At 38.9% G+C, this 21516-nt stretch carries 22 protein-coding genes; 7 read left to right on the forward strand and 15 right to left on the reverse strand.

Annotated features, from left to right (window positions below):
* From ACYUCW_RS11490 to ACYUCW_RS11525, 8 genes are all read right to left on the reverse strand, one after another.
* Positions 1–160: GTP-binding protein (locus ACYUCW_RS11490; protein ID WP_082239425.1), on the reverse strand; the 160-nt coding region annotated here is incomplete at its 3' end.
* 67 nt (positions 161–227) lie between these two features.
* Complete coding sequence (fusA, locus tag ACYUCW_RS11495) at positions 228–2342, reverse strand: elongation factor G (RefSeq protein ID WP_004249125.1); 2115 nt, start codon at positions 2340–2342, stop codon at positions 228–230.
* Between the two features lie 79 nt (positions 2343–2421).
* Positions 2422–2892, reverse strand: coding sequence for a 30S ribosomal protein S7 (gene rpsG / locus ACYUCW_RS11500; RefSeq protein WP_004246897.1), 471 nt, complete (start codon positions 2890–2892; stop codon positions 2422–2424).
* A gap of 99 nt (positions 2893–2991) precedes the next feature.
* The gene (rpsL, locus tag ACYUCW_RS11505) at positions 2992–3366 is read right to left on the reverse strand and encodes a 30S ribosomal protein S12 (RefSeq protein ID WP_004246896.1); all 375 of its coding nucleotides are present in this window, start codon (positions 3364–3366) and stop codon (positions 2992–2994) included.
* Between the two features lie 127 nt (positions 3367–3493).
* On the reverse strand, positions 3494–3787 hold the full coding sequence (tusB, locus tag ACYUCW_RS11510; protein ID WP_004246894.1) for a sulfurtransferase complex subunit TusB: 294 nt from the start codon (positions 3785–3787) through the stop codon (positions 3494–3496).
* 30 nt (positions 3788–3817) lie between these two features.
* Positions 3818–4186, reverse strand: a complete 369-nt coding sequence (gene tusC / locus ACYUCW_RS11515; RefSeq protein ID WP_004249124.1) for a sulfurtransferase complex subunit TusC — start codon at positions 4184–4186, stop codon at positions 3818–3820.
* Positions 4186–4578 carry a sulfurtransferase complex subunit TusD gene (gene tusD / locus ACYUCW_RS11520; RefSeq protein ID WP_004246892.1) on the reverse strand — a complete coding sequence of 131 codons (393 nt, stop codon included), beginning with the start codon at positions 4576–4578 and terminating at the stop codon, positions 4186–4188. Before tusD ends, tusC begins: the two co-directional genes overlap by 1 nt.
* 9 nt (positions 4579–4587) lie before the next feature.
* The gene (locus ACYUCW_RS11525; protein WP_004246891.1) at positions 4588–5292 is read right to left on the reverse strand and encodes a helix-turn-helix transcriptional regulator; all 705 of its coding nucleotides are present in this window, start codon (positions 5290–5292) and stop codon (positions 4588–4590) included.
* 618 nt (positions 5293–5910) lie between these two features.
* Here ACYUCW_RS11525 and ACYUCW_RS11530 point away from each other — a divergent pair.
* Positions 5911–6792: a DMT family transporter gene (locus tag ACYUCW_RS11530; protein ID WP_004246890.1), complete on the forward strand. Its 882-nt coding sequence runs from the start codon at positions 5911–5913 to the stop codon at positions 6790–6792.
* Between the two features lie 52 nt (positions 6793–6844).
* Here ACYUCW_RS11530 and fkpA read toward each other — a convergent pair whose 3' ends face one another.
* Positions 6845–7594: an FKBP-type peptidyl-prolyl cis-trans isomerase gene (gene fkpA / locus ACYUCW_RS11535; protein ID WP_004246889.1), complete on the reverse strand. Its 750-nt coding sequence runs from the start codon at positions 7592–7594 to the stop codon at positions 6845–6847.
* 336 nt (positions 7595–7930) lie between these two features.
* On the opposite strand from fkpA, the gene ACYUCW_RS11540 reads away from it, so the two are divergent.
* Entirely contained in the window at positions 7931–8149 is a 219-nt protein-coding gene (locus tag ACYUCW_RS11540; RefSeq protein WP_004246888.1) for a SlyX family protein, read from the forward strand.
* A gap of 71 nt (positions 8150–8220) precedes the next feature.
* On the opposite strand, the gene slyD is transcribed toward ACYUCW_RS11540, so the two are convergent.
* The 4 genes from slyD to kefG form a co-directional block, all read right to left on the reverse strand.
* The gene (slyD, locus tag ACYUCW_RS11545) at positions 8221–8850 is read right to left on the reverse strand and encodes a peptidylprolyl isomerase (protein ID WP_004249120.1); all 630 of its coding nucleotides are present in this window, start codon (positions 8848–8850) and stop codon (positions 8221–8223) included.
* 89 nt (positions 8851–8939) lie between these two features.
* Positions 8940–9143: a YheV family putative zinc ribbon protein gene (locus ACYUCW_RS11550; RefSeq protein WP_004246886.1), complete on the reverse strand. Its 204-nt coding sequence runs from the start codon at positions 9141–9143 to the stop codon at positions 8940–8942.
* Positions 9144–9147: 4 nt separating this feature from the next.
* Positions 9148–11010, reverse strand: a complete 1863-nt coding sequence (kefB, locus tag ACYUCW_RS11555) for a glutathione-regulated potassium-efflux system protein KefB (protein ID WP_460408634.1) — start codon at positions 11008–11010, stop codon at positions 9148–9150.
* Positions 11000–11560 (reverse strand): glutathione-regulated potassium-efflux system ancillary protein KefG, encoded by a 561-nt coding sequence (kefG, locus tag ACYUCW_RS11560; protein WP_004246884.1) that lies wholly within the window; start codon positions 11558–11560, stop codon positions 11000–11002. The genes kefB and kefG overlap by 11 nt, the downstream gene beginning before the upstream one ends.
* A 121-nt stretch (positions 11561–11681) precedes the next feature.
* Here kefG and ACYUCW_RS11565 point away from each other — a divergent pair, with 121 nt between their 5' ends.
* The 5 genes from ACYUCW_RS11565 (at position 11682) to ACYUCW_RS11585 (ending at position 19204) form a co-directional block, all read left to right on the forward strand.
* A complete protein-coding gene (locus ACYUCW_RS11565) occupies positions 11682–13613 on the forward strand; it encodes an ABC transporter ATP-binding protein (RefSeq protein WP_004249117.1) in 1932 nt (643 codons plus the stop codon).
* Between the two features lie 326 nt (positions 13614–13939).
* On the forward strand, positions 13940–15631 hold the full coding sequence (locus ACYUCW_RS11570) for a methyl-accepting chemotaxis protein (protein WP_460408635.1): 1692 nt from the start codon (positions 13940–13942) through the stop codon (positions 15629–15631).
* Between the two features lie 454 nt (positions 15632–16085).
* A complete protein-coding gene (locus ACYUCW_RS11575; protein ID WP_460408637.1) occupies positions 16086–17813 on the forward strand; it encodes a methyl-accepting chemotaxis protein in 1728 nt (575 codons plus the stop codon).
* Positions 17814–18042: 229 nt separating this feature from the next.
* Positions 18043–18759, forward strand: a complete 717-nt coding sequence (locus ACYUCW_RS11580; protein ID WP_004249113.1) for a hypothetical protein — start codon at positions 18043–18045, stop codon at positions 18757–18759.
* A gap of 7 nt (positions 18760–18766) precedes the next feature.
* The gene (locus tag ACYUCW_RS11585) at positions 18767–19204 is read left to right on the forward strand and encodes a hypothetical protein (RefSeq protein WP_004249112.1); all 438 of its coding nucleotides are present in this window, start codon (positions 18767–18769) and stop codon (positions 19202–19204) included.
* Here the strand turns inward: ACYUCW_RS11585 and ACYUCW_RS11590 are convergent.
* Positions 19201–19680 carry an Hcp family type VI secretion system effector gene (locus ACYUCW_RS11590; RefSeq protein WP_004249111.1) on the reverse strand — a complete coding sequence of 160 codons (480 nt, stop codon included), beginning with the start codon at positions 19678–19680 and terminating at the stop codon, positions 19201–19203. The genes ACYUCW_RS11585 and ACYUCW_RS11590 overlap by 4 nt on opposite strands.
* A 234-nt stretch (positions 19681–19914) precedes the next feature.
* Positions 19915–21459: a methyl-accepting chemotaxis protein gene (locus tag ACYUCW_RS11595; RefSeq protein WP_049203550.1), complete on the reverse strand. Its 1545-nt coding sequence runs from the start codon at positions 21457–21459 to the stop codon at positions 19915–19917.
* Positions 21460–21516 lie beyond the last annotated feature (57 nt).

Raw genomic sequence — 21516 nt, forward strand, 5'->3', positions numbered from 1 at the left:
GCGCATTATCGATTTGGTCGAATGCACGAGCAGCACCACCGTAAGTTTTAGCTAAAACTGTAGTGATTGCAGCAGTCAGAGTTGTTTTACCGTGGTCAACGTGGCCGATAGTACCAACGTTAACGTGCGGTTTTGAACGTTCAAATTTTTCTTTAGACACGACTATATTCCTTAATATCGCTCCCTCTCACAGAGGGAGCGTAAACTAAATTGAACTCGAAAGGATCTTATTTCGCTTTACGAGCTTCGATAATAGCCTGAGCGACGTTGCTAGGCGCTTCGTTGTACTTCAAGAACTCCATTGAGTATGAAGCACGACCCTGAGTTTGTGAACGCAGGTCAGTTGCATAACCGAACATTTCAGCCAGTGGTACTTGTGCACGAATGATCTTACCAGTAGGTAGATCGTCCATACCTTCAACCATACCACGACGACGGTTTAAGTCACCGATAACGTCGCCCATGTAATCTTCTGGCGTTTCAATCTCAACTTTCATGATTGGCTCTAACAGAATCGGTTTTGCTTTCATGAAACCTTCTTTAAAGGCCATAGATGCAGCAATTTTAAACGCGATCTCTGAGGAGTCAACATCATGGTAAGAACCGAAGTGCAGACGAGCTTTGATATCAACAACAGGATAACCGGCTAAAGGACCTGATTTCAGCTGTTCTTGGATACCTTTGTCAACAGCTGGGATGAATTCTTTAGGAATTACACCACCAACGATATCGTTGACAAACACATAGTTCTCTTCACCACCTGATGGTAATGGGCTAAGGTCAATAACAACATGACCATACTGACCACGACCACCAGATTGTTTAGCGTGTTTACCTTCAACGTCAGTAATTTCTTCGCGAATTGTTTCACGGTAAGCAACTTGTGGTTTACCTACGTTCGCTTCAACTTTAAACTCACGACGCATACGGTCAACTAACACGTCTAAGTGTAGCTCACCCATACCTGCGATGATAGTCTGTCCAGACTCTTCATCACTAGATACACGGAAAGATGGATCTTCTTGAGCCAGACGGTTCAGAGCGATACCCATTTTTTCTTGGTCAGCTTTAGTCTTAGGTTCGATAGCAACAGAGATTACTGGCTCTGGGAATTCCATACGTTCTAAGATGATTGGTGCATCAATTGCACACAGTGTATCACCTGTAGTAACGTCTTTCAGACCGATAGCAGCAGCGATGTCACCTGCACGAACTTCTTTAATTTCTTCACGTTTGTTAGCATGCATCTGAACGATACGGCCAAAACGTTCTTTTTTGTCTTTAACTGGGTTCAGAACTGTGTCACCAGAGTTTACAACACCGGAATAAACACGGAAGAACGTTAAGTTACCAACAAATGGGTCAGTTGCGATTTTAAATGCCAGTGCAGAGAATGGCTCTTCATCGCTTGAATGACGTTCTGCTGGAGTATCTTTACCATCTGGTAAAATACCTTTAATTGCAGGTACATCTGTTGGTGCTGGCAGATATTCAATAACTGCATCCAGCATTGCCTGAACACCTTTGTTCTTAAATGCAGAACCACAGGTAACCAGGATAATTTCGTTATCTAGAACGCGTTTACGCAGCGCAGATTTAATTTCTGCTTCTGACAGTTCTTCACCGCCCAGATATTTGTCCATCAGATCTTCTGATGCTTCAGCCGCAGATTCGATCAGGTTGTTGTGCCACTCATCTGCTAAATCTTGTAGTTCTGCAGGAATGTCTTCGTATTCGAAGGTGACGCCTTGATCTTCTTCATTCCAGCGAATCGCTTTCATTTTGATCAGGTCAACAACACCAGTGAAATCTTCTTCAGCGCCTACTGGGATTTGCAGTGGAACTGGATTTGCAGCTAAACGTGTTTTGATTTGTTCAACTACACGTAAGAAGTTTGCACCCATACGGTCCATTTTGTTAACGAACGCGATACGTGGTACATGATATTTGTTAGCCTGGCGCCATACTGTTTCTGACTGAGGCTGAACACCACCAACTGCACAGTAAACCATAACCGCGCCATCAAGAACACGCATAGAACGTTCTACTTCGATAGTGAAGTCAACGTGTCCCGGGGTGTCGATGATGTTTACACGGTGAGGCTCAAACTGTTTAGCCATACCAGACCAGAATGCAGTAGTTGCAGCGGATGTGATAGTGATACCACGTTCCTGCTCTTGCTCCATCCAGTCCATTGTTGCTGAACCTTCGTGAGTTTCACCAATTTTATGGTTTACACCGGTATAAAACAGAATACGTTCACTTGTAGTGGTTTTACCGGCGTCGATGTGCGCACTAATACCGATATTACGATAACGTGCTATGGGGGTTTGACGAGCCATTTTTTCCTCTCTCGTGGGCGTTCAATTCAGGTAAAGGACAGCATAGCTGTCCTGAAAAGAGTTGCGACTACTTCGCGGATTACCAGCGGTAGTGTGCGAACGCCTTGTTTGCATCTGCCATACGGTGAACGTCTTCACGTTTCTTAACAGCAGCGCCTTTGTTTTCAGCCGCATCAGATAATTCATTTGCCAGGCGAAGAGCCATGGATTTATCACCGCGTTTACGAGCAGCTTCAACAATCCAACGCATTGCTAATGCATTACGACGAACTGGGCGTACTTCAACTGGAACTTGGTAAGTTGAACCACCAACACGGCGGGATTTAACTTCCACAGTAGGACGTACGTTATCTAATGCGATTTCGAACGCTTCCAGTTCAGTTTTGCCTGAACGCTGAGCCAGGGTCTCTAGCGCATTATAAACAATAGATTCTGCAGTAGATTTTTTACCGTCTACCATCAGAATGTTAACAAATTTGGCCAGTAGTTCTGATCCGAACTTAGGATCTGGCAGAATTTTACGTTGACCAATTACACGACGACGTGGCATGGAAATACTCCGTTTAAAATTCAGGGTTGTCCAAAACTCGATGAGTTTATTTTGACATTAATTGTGAAAAAATGTTTGGCCTTACTTAACGGAGAACCATTAAGCCTTTGGCTTCTTCACACCGTACTTAGAGCGACCTTGTTTACGGTCTTTAACACCGGAACAGTCCAGCGCGCCGCGAACAGTGTGGTAACGCACACCTGGTAAGTCTTTAACACGACCACCACGGATAAGGATTACGGAGTGCTCCTGCAAGTTGTGGCCTTCACCACCGATGTAGGAAGAAACTTCGAAACCGTTAGTCAAACGAACACGGCATACTTTACGCAGTGCTGAGTTTGGTTTTTTAGGAGTGGTAGTATATACACGAGTACATACGCCACGTTTTTGCGGGCAAGCTTCCAGAGCTGGAACGTTGCTTTTAACAACTTTCGAGCTACGAGATTTGCGCACCAGCTGATTAATAGTTGCCATTTAAAAAAAGCTCCTGGTTTTTGCTTCGTAAACACGGATTTGAACTCTGTCTTGTCGACAAGACAAAACATGAGGACGCAGAATTTTATTGCTGACGAGCTCATGTGTCAAGAATTATACAGCAATTCTACGCGCCCCAGTGAATTTGTTGGGGGTGTTTTACCGTTAAATCGACAAAATCACCATAATTGATAAGTTTAATCTGATGAGAAACCTGATCTTTTAGGCCTCGCGCGAGAACATCATCAATTAATGCATAAACAGAAATTTGCTGAGCCAGACAATAAATTAATAAAGGATTATCTTCAAGAACGGCTAGTACACCATCTTGGATTAATAAAACTTCATCATGCTTTGTCAATAAAGACAAAAATGCGTCCAAATCACTTTGGTAAATAGAGACGGAGTAAGTATACAACATAACCGTTCATCCTTCTTGACTAACTCATCATTAAAAACGTAATACCACGTCATAGTGACTCAGTTTCTGAGCAATCTCTTGAGCTGTTATAACCTTGGCGTCAAGAATAAACATTGTTTGTGACGATAAACCACGATGAGCTAGATCTTCTTGTGATATATAGACGTTTGTCACATCATACAAGGGGAGGACTTTAAATGTAGCTGCATGATGACGAGAAAGAACGCCTTCAGGCTGTTGATTTTCCAGTAATTGGAACACGCCATCAGAAAGAAAAAAAACACCTATATTTTCGGTTAAGGCGGAAGTTGCTAATAGCGCATCTAAACCTTCACGCCCAGCACTATTACCATGAGGTGCCTGAGTAAAGATAAACGCCACAGAATTCATTTTCTTCATTAAAACTGCACCACACGATCACAAGTTAACATCGCTTGAGCGAGGGCTCCTAAGCCACTTAGCTCAAACTTTGTTGCCATATTGCTGCTCAGTAACCCCTGCTCTTTAGCTTGTTGCTCATCAACAACACCACGCCGTAATGCTGCAGCAACACAAACCTGCAAAGGGATATTGTAGCGTGAAGCCAATGCTATCCAGGCTTTTGGCAAGTCAAATTCATCACTTGCGGGTGAGACCAATTGATTAGCATTGGACACACCTTCACGATAAAAAAATACTTGTGCGATGTGATGACCTTTTTCAAGTAACGCTTTAGCAAATAAATAAGCGCTAGAAGCTTGTTCCGTGCCATAATGTGGCCCAGTCACCAGCAAGCAATATGTCAGATTCATCGTATTACTCTACTCTCCATTTTTAAATTGGCGGATATAGAGATACACAGTATGTTTAGAAATATTCAGTCTATCAGCAACTTGATTTATCGCGTCTTTGATATCAAAGATCCCTTTCTCATAAAGATTTAACACCACTTGTTTATTTTTCGCATTATTAGCCACTTCACGATCGTTATTCACTTCTTCAATCGTAAATTCAAGTGTTTGTGCCACGAGATCATCGACAGAAGAAGCAAAATTCACATCAGAAGCCACTTCATGCGTTTCTTCAGGAATAAAGGTTTTAATAATCTCAGAGAATGGGACATCAAGGTTCATATTAATACATAATAAACCAATAACACGGCGCTCACGATTACGAATAGCGATCGTAATTGATTTCATCAAAGCGCCACTTTTTGCACGGGTAAAATAAGCTTTTGAAAAACTTGAATCTTCATCTGTAATATCATGCAACATTTGTAATGCTAAATCGGTAATAGGTGAACCAATCTTACGGCCTGTATGTTCCCCATTCGCAATTTTAACCGCTGAACATTTCAAATCTTCCAGAGAGTGCAATACGATTTCGCAGTGATGACCAATTAACATGGCTAAACCATCTACTGCAGCCTCATATGACTTTAAAATTTCGTGATCAGTTTGAGTAAAAGGTCGGCTATCTAGTTTTTCAAACTCGTTGCTGTCACCATAGAATAACGGGCTAGACATTTGATTATATAATCCTTAAAGGCTTTAATTATGATAATGACTTGAGGTCTTATTATTTATAATGATTCATCTTCATGAATCAATTCAATATTAAAATTTAAATATAAAGTCCTGTACAATCTTGACGTTAAATCGTCAAGGGATCTACGTCAAGAGTCTTAGAATAAGAGCTTTGTCATAGGTCACAGCTTTGCTTTATTTTCTTTCTATTTTTACATTACTCACGCATTTCTCTTGAGAGAATTACCCTATTTCGGGGATCAAGAAAAAGATCAATGAAGCTAAGCACATCAGCTATATTTAAATATTATGCTATTTTAAGAAGTTGTTAACCCTATTAATATGCTAATTATCTAAAAATTTTAACAAATATCATAAAATATCGATCCGCTGGTGAAACCGACTATATCTACATTTTCTCTCGCTTATTTTATGCAAAAGTTGCTAGAGAAACAGTTTACCTTTAGCACTGTTATGCACTTCTATAATTTATCTGGCTAGAATATATTCATTACTATATGTATGTAGAGAGATTATTACTATTGATTCTCCTATCAGAATGACATAACCGTTATCTCGATATTACTGCTGTTTCTACACACTTTTACAGGTTTACTTATGTTTTTAGGTCAATATTGGGCAAAGTTTGCCCCTACTACGCTTTTTGTTCTACTTTGGAGTAGTGGTGCTATTTTTTCTCGTTGGGGTTTAGATAATGGCAGTTCATTTGCCATTTTGACTTGGCGTTTTGTTATTGCATTACTGTTTCTTACCCTACTTTGTCTCCAACGTCGCCAATTTCTTCCCCCTAAAGGAAGCCGTTTAAAAACAGCATGGGTTGGATTGCTCATTATCGGTGGTTACTCTATTTGTTACTTGTTAGCGCTCGCTAACAGTATTACACCAGGGATGCTCGCCACTATTATGGGTATTCAGCCGATCCTCACTTTATGGATCATTGAACGACACTTTACTGCGAGTCGGTTATTAGGACTATTTATTGCTTTGATAGGATTAGTATTAGTGGTTGCGCAGAGTTTATTTAATACTTCACTCTCATTAACAGGAATGATTTATGCACTCATTGCACTCCTCTGTATGAGCTTTGGCGCAATTTCCCAAAAGAAATTACAATTAGCGCCTATGGAGGCATTGCCGATACAATATGTGGTTAGTTTAACGCTATGCTTATTATTTATTCCATTTCAACCTATGCAGCAATCTTGGGATATTGGTTTTATTGTTCCCGTACTTTGGCTAGCAATTATTATTTCTGTCGTGGCACAATTACTACTCTACCGACTGTTAACTGCAGGTAATCTGGTTAATGTGACTAGCTTATTCTATTTAGTACCGGGAGTAACTGCGTTAATGGATTATATCTTCTTAGGCAATAAAATGTCTTGGCTTAGCTTAGCGGGGATGGGCGCCATTATTATTGGTCTTATTTTTGTATTTAAAAAGTCTAACTCGATGATTGTTGAAGAAAAAATAAAATAAACAAACAAAAATGCTGGAATAGTACTCCAGCATTTTTTCATTAAGCAACTGATTATTTGTCGCTTTCAACACTCAGCAATTCAACTTCAAAGACTAATGTTGAGTTAGCTGGAATGCCACTCGTTGCACGTTGACCGTAACCTAATTCAGGTGGAATAACTAACTTAATTTTTCCGCCTTCTTTAATGTATTTCATACCTTCAGTCCAACCTGGGATAACACTTTTCAGGCTAATAGTTAAAGGCTCTTTACGATCATAAGAACTATCAAATTGTTTACCGTCAATCAGCATACCTTTATAGTTCACAGTAACGCGATCGGCATCTGTTGGTGTTTTACCTTTACCTGGATTTTCAACTAAATACAGTAGGCCTGATTTAGTTTTAACAACACCTTTTTCAGCCGCAAATTCTGTACGGAATTTATCACCAGCAGCTTTATTCTCTGCAGCTTCTTTTTCCATTTTCGCCGTTGCAACCGTACGTACTTGATCTTCAAAAGCTGCCAGCGTTAATTCAATTTCTGCATCTGATAATTTAGATTTATTATTAAAGGCATCTTGAACACCGGCTAATAATTGTTTTGAATCTAAATTAATACCGATATTTTTTTGTTCTGTTAATGCAGCTTCCATATAGCGACCCATTGACGCGCCTAAAGCATATGCATTCTGCTCATCCTGAGTTTTAAACGCGCTATTTAATGTTGGTACTTTAGCTGTCTCTTCTGCCAGTGCATGAGGTGCACTAAATGCAAATGCTAAACTTGTTGCCAACAACGTCGTTTTTAATAAAGATTTCATCCCGTTCTCCAGTTTATGTTAGTGAGTCACTACGCGTTGCAAACGATCATCTTAAATCTTAGCAAATACGTTTTGCATCACTTCTTTCTGTCGTTGCGGAGTAGATCTCATCCGCGGGTAACAATTTTATATGAATTAAAAATATTTGCCGACACCCACAACCGTTAATGTTAGGATTTTCGTCAGCACAGCGTGTTACCACATTAACAAAATAGTCTTTTAACTCAAACCAGATTTATGTCTTACTGTGTATATATCAGTAAATAATATTAAATTTTACTCAGTAATTCACTATATTAGTCATTATATGACATCACATAACAAGGAGAAAAAACCATGGACATTAAGGAAATAGAAGAGTTACTTATTCAATTAGAGAGTAAAATTGCTTTCCAAGATGCCACCATCGAAGAGTTAAATCAGGTGGTCACACAACAACAAATTGAAATTAGTCGTTTTAAAGAGGCCTTAAAAATCGTCACCGAACGATTGAAGTCATCCCAATCGTCAATGCTCGCTCGCCCTGAAGATGAGACCCCACCACCTCATTATTAACTTCAAGTGAGACTGTAGGCAAGAACAAAAAAGGAGCGTTATCACGCTCCTTTTTCAATGGTTTCACAAGATTAATGTTGGCAACCACAACCGCCATGACCGTGGCCGTGACCACCTTTTCCATGACCGCCACCACAACATCCACCTTCTTCACCGTGATCGTGATCATGACCACCACCACAGCATCCGCCTTCTTCACCGTGGCCATGTCCGCCACAACACTCATGACCTTCATCTTCACCATGAACATGACCATGAGCTAATTCTTCTTCCGTGGCTTCACGGATAGCAACGATTTCTACATGAAACTTCAGGTTTTGACCCGCTAACATGTGGTTACCATCAACGATAACTTCGTCACCCTCAATACCGGTAATTTCTACTGGTACTGGGCCTTGATCTGTATCAGCTAAGAAGCGCATACCCACTTCTAACTCATCAACACCAACAAAAACATCTTTCGGTACACGTTGAACTAAGTTTTCATCGTATTGGCCATATGCGTCATCAGAAGCGACTTCAACGTCGAACTTCTCACCAACTTCACGACCCGTTAATGCATTTTCTAAACCACTGATTAAAGAACCACGGCCATGTAGATAGTCTAGCGGTGCACTCACCGGGGACTCATCAACTAAAACACCGTCTTCTGTTCTTACTTGATAAGCCAGACTAACTACCAAGTCGTTTGCTACTTTCATGACATCTCCTACATACCCGTGGGCAAAATTTTCCCGATTGTAACGAAAAATAAATCGTCTGTATCGGGTTATATCAAAAAAACCTACATTTATTGTGGTGTAAAGATCCCGATGACCTGTTCATTTTCACGCACAAGTGCACTAACCTCACCGTCTGTTTGCCTTTGCTGATGACCACATTGAGCGCATTCCACAATATCCACTTTATCTTCTCGCCACATTTTGAGTGTATCTTGGGCTTGACAGTGGGGACATACTGCGCCAGCAATAAAACGCTTACGGGTTGCAGACATGGGGTCAGTTCTCCTGTTTATCAATGGGTCTTTTTTCTCTATTTACTTGAGGGATAGCATCAGTTAACGATTCGTCCCAAATATCAGGCTGGTGGTGCTCTTGTCTCATCTCTTCATTAAACAGCTCTTCTAATTCACGACGAGCCTCTTTAACACGTGAAACATTCGAGACTTCTTCGGGTGATTCGTCCACCAACTTTCTTAATAACTGCATATCTAGACGACGAAAATGCTGTTGTGCACGATAGGCCTGATGTGGATGCATACCAAGTTCAATTAAAGTTTTACGTCCTAGCTCTAAAGCACTCGAGAAGGTTTCTCGACTAAACTCTGTTACCCCTGCTTTTAACAGCTCATGTGCTTCAACCCGTCCTCTTGCTCTCGCAATAATTTGTAATTGAGGAAAATGGCGCTGGCATAAATGGACAATTTCCATTGTCGCCTCAGGCTCATTACTGGTGATCACAATGGCTTTCGCGTGTTCAGCCCCCGCAGCACGTAATAAATTCAAGTCTGTCGCATCGCCATAATAAACTTTATAACCATATTTACGCATGGTACTTAAACTACCAACGTCATGCTCTAATACGGTCACATTGACTTTATTTGCCATAAGTAGGCGCCCGACTACCTGCCCCATACGACCAAAGCCCACCAGGATCACTTCTGGATGGTTATTTTCAACAAAAGGCTCTTCGTCTATCTTTGCATCATTATAACGGCGCGATAACACGGCGTCTGTCATTTGCATCACAAGTGGCGTAGTCATCATTGAAAGCGTTACGACAACCAAAAGCAATGCCATCTGTTCACTATTTAATACCCCCATCGCCATAGAGGTAGAAAAGACGACAAAAGCAAATTCACCGCCTTGGCTTAATACGGCTGAAAACTGTAAACGTGTCGAAAAACGTAATCTCGCTAACCAAGCGATACCATAAAGTACCAACCCTTTAATCAAGACTAAAATAACAACGCCCAGTAACACTTGCGGTAAATAATGCCACAATATACCTATATCAAGGGACATGCCGACGGAGATAAAAAACAACCCTAGCAATAAGCCTTTAAAAGGTTCAATCGAGATTTCTAATTCATGACGATATTCAGAGTCAGCTAATAATACCCCTGCAATAAAAGTTCCCATCACCATGGAAAAGCCAATCATTTCCATAAAGAGTGCTGCCCCTAATACCACTAATAGCGCACCGGCGGTAAAAACTTCTCTCACACCCGATTTAACAATTAAGCGAAATAGTGGGCGCAATAAATAGCGGCCACAAATTAATAATGCAGCGAATGAGACTATTTTTAGGGCAATACGATACCAATCACTACTGGCTGTTTCGCCAGCAAGTAAAGGGATCACCGCAAGAATAGGAATAACGGCCATATCTTGAAAGAGTAAAACCGCAAAACCCAACTGCCCTCCTTCGTTATGATTCATTCCTTTTTCATTCATCAATTGTAAAGCCATCGCAGTTGATGACATGGCGATACCTAGGCCACCAATCAATGCCGCTTGCCACGAAAAAGAAGTTAAGAGTAAAAGTAGCCCTGTGATAATAGATGCAGTAAAGACAACCTGCATGGCGCCGACACCAAATATTGCTCGCCGTAACTCCCAAAGCTTAGCTGGATTTAACTCCAGCCCAATCAGGAACATTAAAAAAACAACCCCTAATTCAGAAAAGTGTAAGATGTAATCAACATCTTTAAATAATCCTAATCCCCAAGGGCCAATCGCAATACCAGCAATTAAATAGCCTAATACCGCACCAATTTTTAAGCGTTGTGCGATGGGGACCATAATCACGGCAGCACATAAGAAAAACAGCACGGCTTTTATCATCCAATTACCTTCCATCCGCGTGTTCCCCCTCTAACGGTGCTTGTAACCATTGGCGATAAGCATCACTAATATGCCCTAGTGTTGTTTTGGACTGTTGCCTTGCGGAGTAAATAATCATCGGCGATAACCAGCGCATACCACACATTTCCGCCATTAACTCGATAGGACGCAATAATTCAGAGAGTGTGTAGTGATTTTTACCATTATGTTGATAAGCATGTTCAGGCTCACCAGTAGTCACCACACAACGGAATGTTTTTCCTTTAAGTTGAGCTCGCCCAACTTTATTAGCAAAAGGGCGCGTGAGCACTCTATCTTGCCACTCTTTTAATAGCGCAGGACAACTATAAGTTTGTAATGGAAACTGAAATACAATGACTTGGTGTTGACACAATAGTGCTTGCTCACGGTGAATATCGATAAAAAAATCAGGGTAAGTGGCATATAAATCATGAATTGTTATATTTTCCAGATCCCTCACCGCACGCAACAACGCTTTATTGGCGATAGATTGACGCGGCTCGGGATGGACATACACCAGTAAAACATTTGATGCGTTTGACATCATTCCTCCTTACAAAACGTGTCAGAAACCTTTTTTTCCGTTACCATGCACGCATTGTGACCAACTGTTACGAACAACTTACTCTATATATTAATTTACATACTCTTAATAGACGACATTTATGATTGTTTTTTCTTCTTTGCAAATTCGCCGTGGTGTCAGGGTATTACTTGATAATGCCAGCGCAACGATTAATCCAGGACAAAAGATTGGTCTTGTGGGTAAAAATGGCTGTGGCAAAACCACACTGCTCTCTTTATTAAAAGGGGATCTACAAGCTGAAGCGGGTAATGTGACGTTTCCTAGCACTTGGTCAATGGCATGGGTAAATCAAGAGACACCCGCTTTAGACGTTCCTGCCATTGATTATGTTATTGATGGTGATAGAGAATACCGCGAATTGGAGCGTCGTCTACAACAGGCGAACGACAATAACGATGGTCATGCTATTGCCCTGATCCACGGCCAACTCGATGCTATTAATGCGTGGACTATCCAATCACGTGCAGCCACATTACTTAATGGCTTGGGATTCAGCCAACAACAACTCACTGAGCCCGTAAAATCATTTTCTGGTGGTTGGCGAATGCGCTTAAACTTAGCACAGGCACTAATTTGTCGTTCTGATCTATTACTACTTGATGAACCGACTAACCACTTAGATTTAGATGCGGTAATTTGGCTAGAAAAATGGCTAAAAAGTTATAATGGTACGTTGATTTTAATTTCCCACGACCGAGATTTTCTTGATCCGATTGTGGATAAAATCTTACATATTGAACAAGAGAAAATATTTGAATATTCAGGTAACTACTCTTCGTTTGAAATGCAACGTGCAACAAAATTGGCACAACAACAAGCACTCTTTGAAAATCAGCAAGCAAAAATTGCCCATTTACAAAGTTTTATTGACCGCTTTAAGGCAAAAGCGACTAAAGCCAAACAGGCACAAAGCCGTGTCAAAATGCTTGAACGTATGGAGCGAGTGGCGCCTGCGCACTCAGATAACCCGTTCCAGTTTAGTTTTCGCCAACCAGAAAGCTTACCAAACCCGCTTCTGTCTATGGAAAAAGTCAGTGCCGGTTACGGTGATAAGATTATCCTTAATAACATCAAACTTAACTTAATTCCCGGCTCACGAATTGGGCTCTTAGGCCGTAATGGTGCAGGTAAATCTACATTAATTAAGCTGTTAGCTGGAGAATTAGCTCCACTACAAGGAAAGGTTGCCCTTTCCAAAGGGATCAAATTAGGTTATTTCGCCCAGCATCAGCTGGAATATTTACGTGCCGATGAATCTGCATTACAACATTTAACTCGTTTAGCGCCACAAGAGACTGAGCAAAAATTACGTGATTATCTAGGAGGGTTTGGTTTCCATGGTGATAAAGTCACCGATGCATGTGGCCAATTTTCTGGTGGTGAAAAAGCACGTTTAGTTTTATCGCTACTGGTTTGGCAACGCCCAAATTTACTACTAATGGATGAACCAACCAACCACCTTGATTTAGATATGCGACAAGCATTAACACAAGCGCTAATTAGCTTTGAAGGTGCGATTGTTGTGGTATCCCATGACAGGCATTTATTACGCTCAACCACAGACGATTTATATCTCGTCCATGACGGTCAAGTAGAGCCATTTGAAGGCGACCTTGATGATTACCAGCAATGGTTAGTCGATCAAAATCGCCAAGAAACTCAAGCTAATAAAACGCAACCCGATCAAGAAACAACAAACGCCTCGAACTTAACGGCTCAAGATAAAAAAGAGCAAAAGCGTAAAGAGGCGGAGTTTAGACAACAAACTCAACCTTTGCGCAAAAAGCTCACCACATTAGAAAGTAAAATGGATAAGCTTAGCCAAGAGCTGACCGCCATCGAAACTGAGCTTTCTGATAGTCAAATTTATGAAGCGAAGAACAAGGCGACGCTTACCGATTGCTTAAGCCGTCAAAGTATTGCCAAATCGGCTTTAGAAGAAGTTGAGATGGCGTGGATGGAATTACAAGAAAAACTAGAAGAGATGACCAACGCTTTTGAGTCTCAATAACTATTTTTCATTAATGCCTAAAAAGGAACTATTAAAATAATATAGTTCCTTTTCATTAAAATACATTTAAAAAATTTATATAACTCATTTAACTTAACGCCTTTATTTCCTGTCACATTAGCACGTTTTACACAAAATTATATCCTCACCTTGTACGCAATTATCCAATTTAAATAGTTATCTATCATTTATTTACCCATTATTTGTATTAAGTAAGGGAAATACTCATTTTCTAGCTAAAGTTTTTAATCTACCAGCCGAATTAATCATTCTGCTAAGTGGAACTCCCACTGGCGAAGAAAAAGGCCAAGCTAATAGGTAGGGTTATGTTAAAACGAATTAAAATCTCTCAAGGTTTAATGTGTGTCCTGACTCTGTTTTGTATTATTCAGGTAATATCTGGAGTACAAAGCATTCACGATGCCTACCAAACTCAAAACAAATTAAAACAAATCTCATACAGTTTCGACCAGTTACGCACTATGGATAACACCTACGCGGCGTTAAATACTTTACGTACTGATATTATTGCGCAGGCGTTTAGTTATATTGCTAATCCACAGGTGGAAGATGCCAATATTACTACATTCATACAAACGATGGATGCACGTAAGGCGGAGGTGGATACGTTGATGAATGAATATGTCGAACTATCTGCACAAACTGGATTTGATCAGCAACGCATGGCAGAGATCAAACAACTTTATCAAAAAAGTCGTTATGACTTAGATCTTCTTGTGCAATATTTAAATGAACGTAATACCAATGCAATTCGTTTGATCTTAAAAAGTCCAGCCAACGATAACTTCACTAATTCATTATATGAAGCAACAGATTTCATTACTGATGACGTTGTTAATCCGTCAGTGATTGAAGCAGAAGATAACTATCACGAGATGCTATGGATAGCCTCCCTATTCATGGGCATATTCCTGATATTTACGACATTAGTGCTCTTTTGGATCCGTAAACATATTATTGTACGCATTAACCAAATGATTGAATATCAAGAGGCGATTGCTAGTGGAGATTTAATTAGTCGCATTGACCATGATATTACAGGCCGCAATGAAATAGACCAACTTATGTTGGGTTTACAACAAATGCGAGCGCGCTTAAAAGAAATGGTTAGCGCTATCCGTAACAGTAGTACAACGATTTATAGTGGTGTTCAAGAAATTGCCGCAGGTAATAACGATTTATCAAGTCGTACCGAAGAACAAGCCAGTGCTTTAGAAGAAACGGCTTCCAGTATGGAACAGCTTACCGCAACAGTCAGAAATAATACCGAAAGCGCACGTGAAGTCACTCAGTTAGTCATGAGCACAGCAGATATTGCCGTTCAAGGTGGTGAGCATAGCAATAAGATGGTGATGACCATGACAGACATTGCCGATCGTTCGCAAAAAATTGGTGAGATCACCGCAGTGATTGATGATATCGCTTTTCAAACCAATATATTAGCACTCAATGCCGCAGTAGAAGCAGCCAGAGCCGGTGAGCAAGGACGCGGTTTTTCTGTGGTAGCCAGTGAGGTACGTAATTTGGCGCAACGTAGTGCGGAGGCGGCAAAAGAGATAAAAGAACTCATTGAATCAACTATTTTACGAGTAAAACAGGGTAATGATCTTGTTGAACAAGTCAGCTTATCTATGGGAGAGATCGTCACATCAGTTAACCATGTATCAGGCTCGATGAAAGAGATTTTAGCAGCATCAGAAGAGCAAACTCGTGGCATTGCTCAGATTAGCCTTGCAGTTAATGAAATGGATAAAGCGACACAACAAAATGCCGCGATGGTGGAACAATCTACAGCTGCTTCAGCAACACTAAGTGAACAAGCCTCAATGTTAGATATGATTGTAAATACCTTAAAGGTAGAACAAGTCGCGGTTACATCACCACGATCACCAACATTCTCGGCTAAGCCAGCTGAACCGGAAATAACAAAAACAGCAACGACATCCACAATAAAATCCCATCATCATGAAGCCGATGACAATTGGGAAAGTTTTTAAGCTAAATAACCTACAATAATATTAACCTGCGACAAAGTTTAAATAACACGTTACATCTGTATTAAAGACCTCTACCGTTAATACCTTCAATCAAATAAGATTGGAGGTATTTCTTAAAATCAATTATAAATTTTCCCATTTTATATAGGTTATAAAAGTCAGACAGCACTTTGCTTGCTGATACTTTTCTTTCTCATCAATCATTAGAAACTTTTAATTACTAATAATTCGCCTTGCTAATAAATCATTTTTTTCCCTAGCACCTTACACCAATCATTAGAAAATTTTAGTTATTAGCGGTTAATTAAAGCGAAAAAAAGCAAAATAAGTCGTTTTCAGTCACAAAATAGATAAAAAAAGTAAAGTTTTCAATTATTAAGCCGAATAAATTTAACTGATGTATGTTTGTCGTTCCTTGCTCTTTATCCTACAAATTAATGAAATAGGTAAGGCTATGCTTAAACGAATAAAAATATCTAGTGGCTTAATGTTTATTTTGATCTTGTTTTGTGCCATTCAGTTGTTTTCTGGTGCTACAGGCATTCGTGATGCTTATTTAACTAATAAGCGAATTTCACAGTTAGCCGATGGTTTTGAACAGATAAAAACCATGGATTATGGTTATGCCGCATTAAATAAATTACGTGAAGATATGCTTAATGTAATGTTTGATGCTCATCTCACCCCAGATCTTGCTGAAAGCAAAATTACAGATTTCCTCTCCTCTTACCCTCAACGAAAAAAAGAAGTCTCTAGCATTATTACCCAATATTTTACCTCCGCTGAAAATGCCGATTTTGATCGCGAAAAAGTGGCGAAAATGAAAAAACTATTTCAGCGTGTCATTTACGATCTTGACCAGCTCGTTTCATGTTTAGAAATACGAGATTATTACGGTTTCCAATCGCTTTATGCTCACAATACGAATGAGCGGTTCACACAATCACTTTATGAGGCAACGGATCATCTTAGTGATAATGTCGTCAACCACGCGATAGAAGCCGCACAGGGTAATTACCAACGCGCGTTGATCTTCGCGTTTATTTTTATGTCGGTATTTATCTTATTTACGGTGTTTGTCATGTTGTGGATACGCCACCATATCGTGTTACGTATTAAACAAGTCATTGATTATATGTCAGATATCTCACAAGGGAATTTACTTGAAAATAGCACCATAAAAGCCAAAGGTAATAATGAGATAGACCAACTTATTAATGGAATACAGTATATGCGGTCTGAATTATCACTGATAGTCAATGCTATTCGCGGAACAAGTCATCATATTTATAATGGTGTACAAGAGCTCAGTGCTGGTAATAATGATCTATCTAGTCGTACTCAAGAGCAAGCGAGTGCTTTAGAAGAAACCGCTTCTAGTATGGAGCAACTAACCGCCACAGTAAAAAATAATACTGAAATTGCTCGTGAAGTATCACACCTTATCAATCAAACCTCTAATATTGCCAGTAAAGGGGGGGATGTTACCCATAGAATGGTAAAAACCATGAACGATATTGCACAAAGCTCTCAAAAGATTGGCGAGATCACAACGGTTATCAACAGCATTGCTTTTCAAACCAATATATTATCACTCAATGCTGCGGTAGAAGCGGCCAGAGCAGGAGAGCAAGGACGTGGTTTTTCTGTTGTTGCCACAGAAGTAAGAGAATTGGCGCAACGTAGTGCAGAGGCGGCAAAAGAGATCAAAGAGCTTATTGATGCGTCGATTAACCGCGTCAAACAAGGTAATCAACTGGTTGAACAAGTCAGTACTTCAATGGATGAGATCCTCACATCAGTTAAACATGTTGAAAGCTCAATGACTGAAATTTTATCTGCATCAGAAGAACAAACGCGAGGCATTTCTCAAGTCTCCTTAGCCGTCACTGAAATGGATAAAGCGACACAACAAAATGCCGCAATGGTGGAGCAATCTTCTGCTGTAGCGAGTTTACTAACCGAAGAGACGGGTGATCTTGAGCAAATTGTTGAGCAATTTAAAACAGCGGAAAGTCTATTTTCGAAGAAGAGTACATTAACAAAACCCGTTGAGAAATCAGCAAATATTGGGTTATCGCCCATAAAAGAAAATCAACAAGACTCAAGAATAAAAGAGCCAAAAAACCATAACCAATCGACATTCAAAGAAGATGAAGATGATGATTGGACAAGTTTTTAACAAGTGCTAATCTATTTATATGTATATCAACACCTCATAAAAATGAGGTGTTGATATACTATTATAAACTGTGAAATTGGGCTTTAATACTATGTGTGATTTAGCGATTAAAATAATACTGCAATATTTTTATAGTATTTAACAGAGAAGTTTAAGTAGTAAATTCGCTCATTTCGCATCATGATTCTTATCTGAGTCTAAATTGTTAATTAAACATAAGGATATTTGCATGGATGATGATATAAATATTAGACCTTTTGATTATAATGATATTGGTAGAGTCTATGACTTTAAATCACCATTAGTTGAAGGAGAGTATTTTGCTCTAGAATTAACTGACACTATACCATCAGGGTCAGTACCTGTCGTCGATGAAGATTCCGGAATGTGCATAGGCTATCTATATGGCATATCTGGAGTTTATGATGTTTATGATGCAACTGGTGAATATTTAGGTAAATATGAACTACCTTTAGTATCACCATTAATTGATCCTTTAGATATAATTTTACTTGGGGGATGGTTTGTTAAAAATGGAGCGAAGCTCACTACTTTACTTAAAGGAGGTGGTACATCTTTAGTCAAAGCAGGAACTATTAAATTAACAGATCATTTAATTTCACTTTTACGTGGACGACTAAAAATAGGATTATCACCTAGAACTTTAAAATTCACACCTAAAGCCGCATCTCACATGGCTGAAGCAGAAAGATATGTTCCAATAACAATTATTGAAAAAGCAATAAGATATGGTCAGAGAGGGATAGACACTAAAGGTAGATCTGCTTTAATACTTAAAAGATATATTACCAAAATAAAAAAGTATCGTTACTCATCAAAAATAAAAAATCTTAATGGTAAAAATATAAATGAAGTAAAAGAATATACTTTAGAAGTTGTTGTTGATGAAAAAACATGGACCGTTACTCATTTTATGTATAAATAGAGGTAATATGTTTAGTATAAACAATGAAATAAATAATATAAAGTTTTCTATTATTGATATACACGATTTCTCTATTGATAGTGAACAATACTCTGAATATGATAAATCATTTACTTTTAATATAGAATTAACCCTTAAAAACGGTTTTTTTAATGTTTTTAATTGTGAATTTTATTATTTTGAATTAAGTGATTTTGTCGATAATATTTTAGATATTATAAACAACGTTAGTCATAAATGTTTATTCACAGATGAGAGAAACATAATTAACATTTCCTTTAAAAAAATAAAAAACTCTAGCGACATTTCAGTTCACTACAAGTTATTTGAATACTTCGATAGTGACTGCTATATAACTGGAATATTTATTATTTCTAAAGAAAAACTATATGACATTATAAATGATATAAAACCTTATCTATTAGAGAAGAAAGCATCTACTTAGTAGATACTTTCTTCTCTAATACTATATCCTGATGTGGATGCCGCTAAATGCCTCCATGTGATATCTCTATAATCTAACAATATGATTTCTTCCGGTTGTCTGTCATTATGAGATATTGAATTAGGATAATCATAAGTTATATTTTTTATGGTGGCCTGTTGTAATGATATACTGTAGTACTTTTCTTGAGCGCCATTTTGACTAGTTCTAAAAAATTCTAGTTTGCAATCTATTAACTCATTATTAGATATGGCGACACCTAGCAGTGGCGATGATTTATCGATGGGTTTTACTATTTCGAATGGATGATGATGAGAGTTTTGGGCTCGAGATATCGAATGTCTAATAGCTAATACAAGTATTTCATCCTCATGACCTTTTTGGTATTTATTTCCAATTGAATCATATGTTGAACACCCTTTAGATATTAATCCTTGTTGTTCCCCAGTTAGGGTCATGTATATAATGTTAGCCATGTGATTTTCCTATTTTATATTTTCAATATTTTATATATAACTTAAGTCAGGACAAAAAACAATCAAAAATCCAAATATAGTAAAATCTCAAATGAAAGAAATAAGAGACACTATTTTTTCCATAATTAATTATTTAATACAATTTAATCAAATAATTACACCTCATAAAAATGAGGTGTTTTATATTATCTGTAAGATCTCTACCTATTTTCTCTCTTCTACTTTTCTTATTATTTAGTGAAATACATGAATGGCTTTTACTAAATAATTCGTTTGTTCTTTCATTTCTCCGGAAATTAACGACGCTTTAGAGACATAATCTGCATTTTCATGTGTTATTGATTCTAACTGCTCTACAGCTCGACCGAGCTCTTTTAATCCTGCACTTTGTTCTGATGATGCAAGGCTGATTTCACCAATAAGACTCGTGACATTTTTTACATGAACCACAATATTTTCCATTGTTTCCACCGTCTCATTTACTTGCTTTGAGCCAATCTTAATATTGTTACTTGATGTATTAATCAATGTTTTGATCTCTTTTGCCGCCTCTGCACTGCGTTGCGCTAAATTACGCACCTCACTGGCTACCACAGAGAAACCGCGTCCTTGCTCTCCTGCTCTGGCGGCTTCCACCGAAGCGTTTAATGCCAATATGTTGGTTTGAAATGCAATACTGTCAATGACACCAATAATATTACTGATACGCTCAGAACTTGTCGCAATATCGTCCATCGTATGCACAATAGTATCCATTGCTGTTCCGCCTTGTATTGCTGCCTTGCAAGTCATATTAGATAAATTATTAGCCTGCCCTGCCGTTTCACTATTATTACTCACCGCTGTGGTTAATTGATTCATGGTTGACGCAGTAGTCTCAACATGACTTGCAGTTTGTTCAGTCCTCGTATAGAGATCACGATTCCCCGCAGCTAGTTGATCACAAGAAAAAGCAACTTGATGAATTTGATGACTGACATCGTTCACAAGCCAACGAAACATCCGCCCTAATTGATTTACAGAACGTTGAGTCATACCAATTTCATCAATACGATCAAGATAATCAACGTTGTGTTCATCACCTGTAGCCACCCGATTAGCATGTTTATTAAGGATCATAATCGGCTTCACTATTTGAAAATAAAAAATTCGCTCATTGGCTATCAATAGTGAAAGTAAGATAGCGGTATGAATGAATAAACCCCAACCATTTAAACCAGCAAACCAAACACTTAATAATATAAAAGGAAATGGTAATAAAAGAAGTAAGCGTACACGCTGCTTTAGTGAGAGTGTTTGTTTCCATGAGCGCCAACTTTTCCAGCCCTTATAAATGAAAGCCCCCTTAGAAAAAGTGTGAGAGGGATATTTACCTTGGTTAAAAGCGGCATACAGTGCTGCGGCTTGTTCTACTTCTTCTTTTTTTGCCGCCGTCCTCACTGACATAAAACTTTGAATTTTACCTTGACGAATAATAGGGGTGACATTAGCCCTTACCCAATAATGATCGCCATTTTTGCGCCTATTTTTAACTATTCCCGTCCAAACCTCCCCCTGTTTTAATGTTTTCCACATGTCTCTAAATACATCAGCAGGAATATCTGGATGTCTGACAATATTATGGGGTTGCCCCATTAACTCTTGTGCTGAAAAACCACTGACTTCAACAAAATCCTCATTAGCATAAATAATATTGCCATTAACATCGGTTGTTGACATCAGTGTTGCGTTTTCAGCTACCGGATATTCTCGCTGTGTCACCGGTTGATTGTTACGCATTAGTTACTCTCCTCGTCATTGAAATGAGATATCTCAATAAAAAAACACGTGCTAAAT

The sequence above is a fragment of the Proteus sp. MB838 genome (genome assembly GCF_054767435.1).

Excerpts from the sequence above, each read along its gene's own strand:
- tusC (WP_004249124.1), bottom strand. The coding sequence starts at position 4,186 with ATGAAGAAAATGAATTCTGTGGCGTTTATCTTTACTCAGGCACCTCAT.
- ACYUCW_RS11590 (WP_004249111.1), bottom strand. The coding sequence starts at position 19,680 with ATGGCTAACATTATATACATGACCCTAACTGGGGAACAACAAGGATTA.
- ACYUCW_RS11565 (WP_004249117.1), top strand. The coding sequence starts at position 11,682 with ATGATTGTTTTTTCTTCTTTGCAAATTCGCCGTGGTGTCAGGGTATTA.
- kefB (WP_460408634.1), bottom strand. The coding sequence starts at position 11,010 with ATGGAAGGTAATTGGATGATAAAAGCCGTGCTGTTTTTCTTATGTGCT.
- ACYUCW_RS11585 (WP_004249112.1), top strand. The coding sequence starts at position 18,767 with ATGTTTAGTATAAACAATGAAATAAATAATATAAAGTTTTCTATTATT.
- fusA (WP_004249125.1), bottom strand. The coding sequence starts at position 2,342 with ATGGCTCGTCAAACCCCCATAGCACGTTATCGTAATATCGGTATTAGT.
- ACYUCW_RS11550 (WP_004246886.1), bottom strand. The coding sequence starts at position 9,143 with ATGTCTGCAACCCGTAAGCGTTTTATTGCTGGCGCAGTATGTCCCCAC.
- ACYUCW_RS11570 (WP_460408635.1), top strand. The coding sequence starts at position 13,940 with ATGTTAAAACGAATTAAAATCTCTCAAGGTTTAATGTGTGTCCTGACT.
- tusB (WP_004246894.1), bottom strand. The coding sequence starts at position 3,787 with ATGTTGTATACTTACTCCGTCTCTATTTACCAAAGTGATTTGGACGCA.
- ACYUCW_RS11530 (WP_004246890.1), top strand. The coding sequence starts at position 5,911 with ATGTTTTTAGGTCAATATTGGGCAAAGTTTGCCCCTACTACGCTTTTT.
- fkpA (WP_004246889.1), bottom strand. The coding sequence starts at position 7,594 with ATGAAATCTTTATTAAAAACGACGTTGTTGGCAACAAGTTTAGCATTT.
- ACYUCW_RS11575 (WP_460408637.1), top strand. The coding sequence starts at position 16,086 with ATGCTTAAACGAATAAAAATATCTAGTGGCTTAATGTTTATTTTGATC.
- rpsL (WP_004246896.1), bottom strand. The coding sequence starts at position 3,366 with ATGGCAACTATTAATCAGCTGGTGCGCAAATCTCGTAGCTCGAAAGTT.
- kefG (WP_004246884.1), bottom strand. The coding sequence starts at position 11,560 with ATGTCAAACGCATCAAATGTTTTACTGGTGTATGTCCATCCCGAGCCG.
- ACYUCW_RS11540 (WP_004246888.1), top strand. The coding sequence starts at position 7,931 with ATGGACATTAAGGAAATAGAAGAGTTACTTATTCAATTAGAGAGTAAA.
- rpsG (WP_004246897.1), bottom strand. The coding sequence starts at position 2,892 with ATGCCACGTCGTCGTGTAATTGGTCAACGTAAAATTCTGCCAGATCCT.
- ACYUCW_RS11595 (WP_049203550.1), bottom strand. The coding sequence starts at position 21,459 with ATGCGTAACAATCAACCGGTGACACAGCGAGAATATCCGGTAGCTGAA.
- ACYUCW_RS11580 (WP_004249113.1), top strand. The coding sequence starts at position 18,043 with ATGGATGATGATATAAATATTAGACCTTTTGATTATAATGATATTGGT.
- slyD (WP_004249120.1), bottom strand. The coding sequence starts at position 8,850 with ATGAAAGTAGCAAACGACTTGGTAGTTAGTCTGGCTTATCAAGTAAGA.
- tusD (WP_004246892.1), bottom strand. The coding sequence starts at position 4,578 with ATGAATCTGACATATTGCTTGCTGGTGACTGGGCCACATTATGGCACG.
- ACYUCW_RS11525 (WP_004246891.1), bottom strand. The coding sequence starts at position 5,292 with ATGTCTAGCCCGTTATTCTATGGTGACAGCAACGAGTTTGAAAAACTA.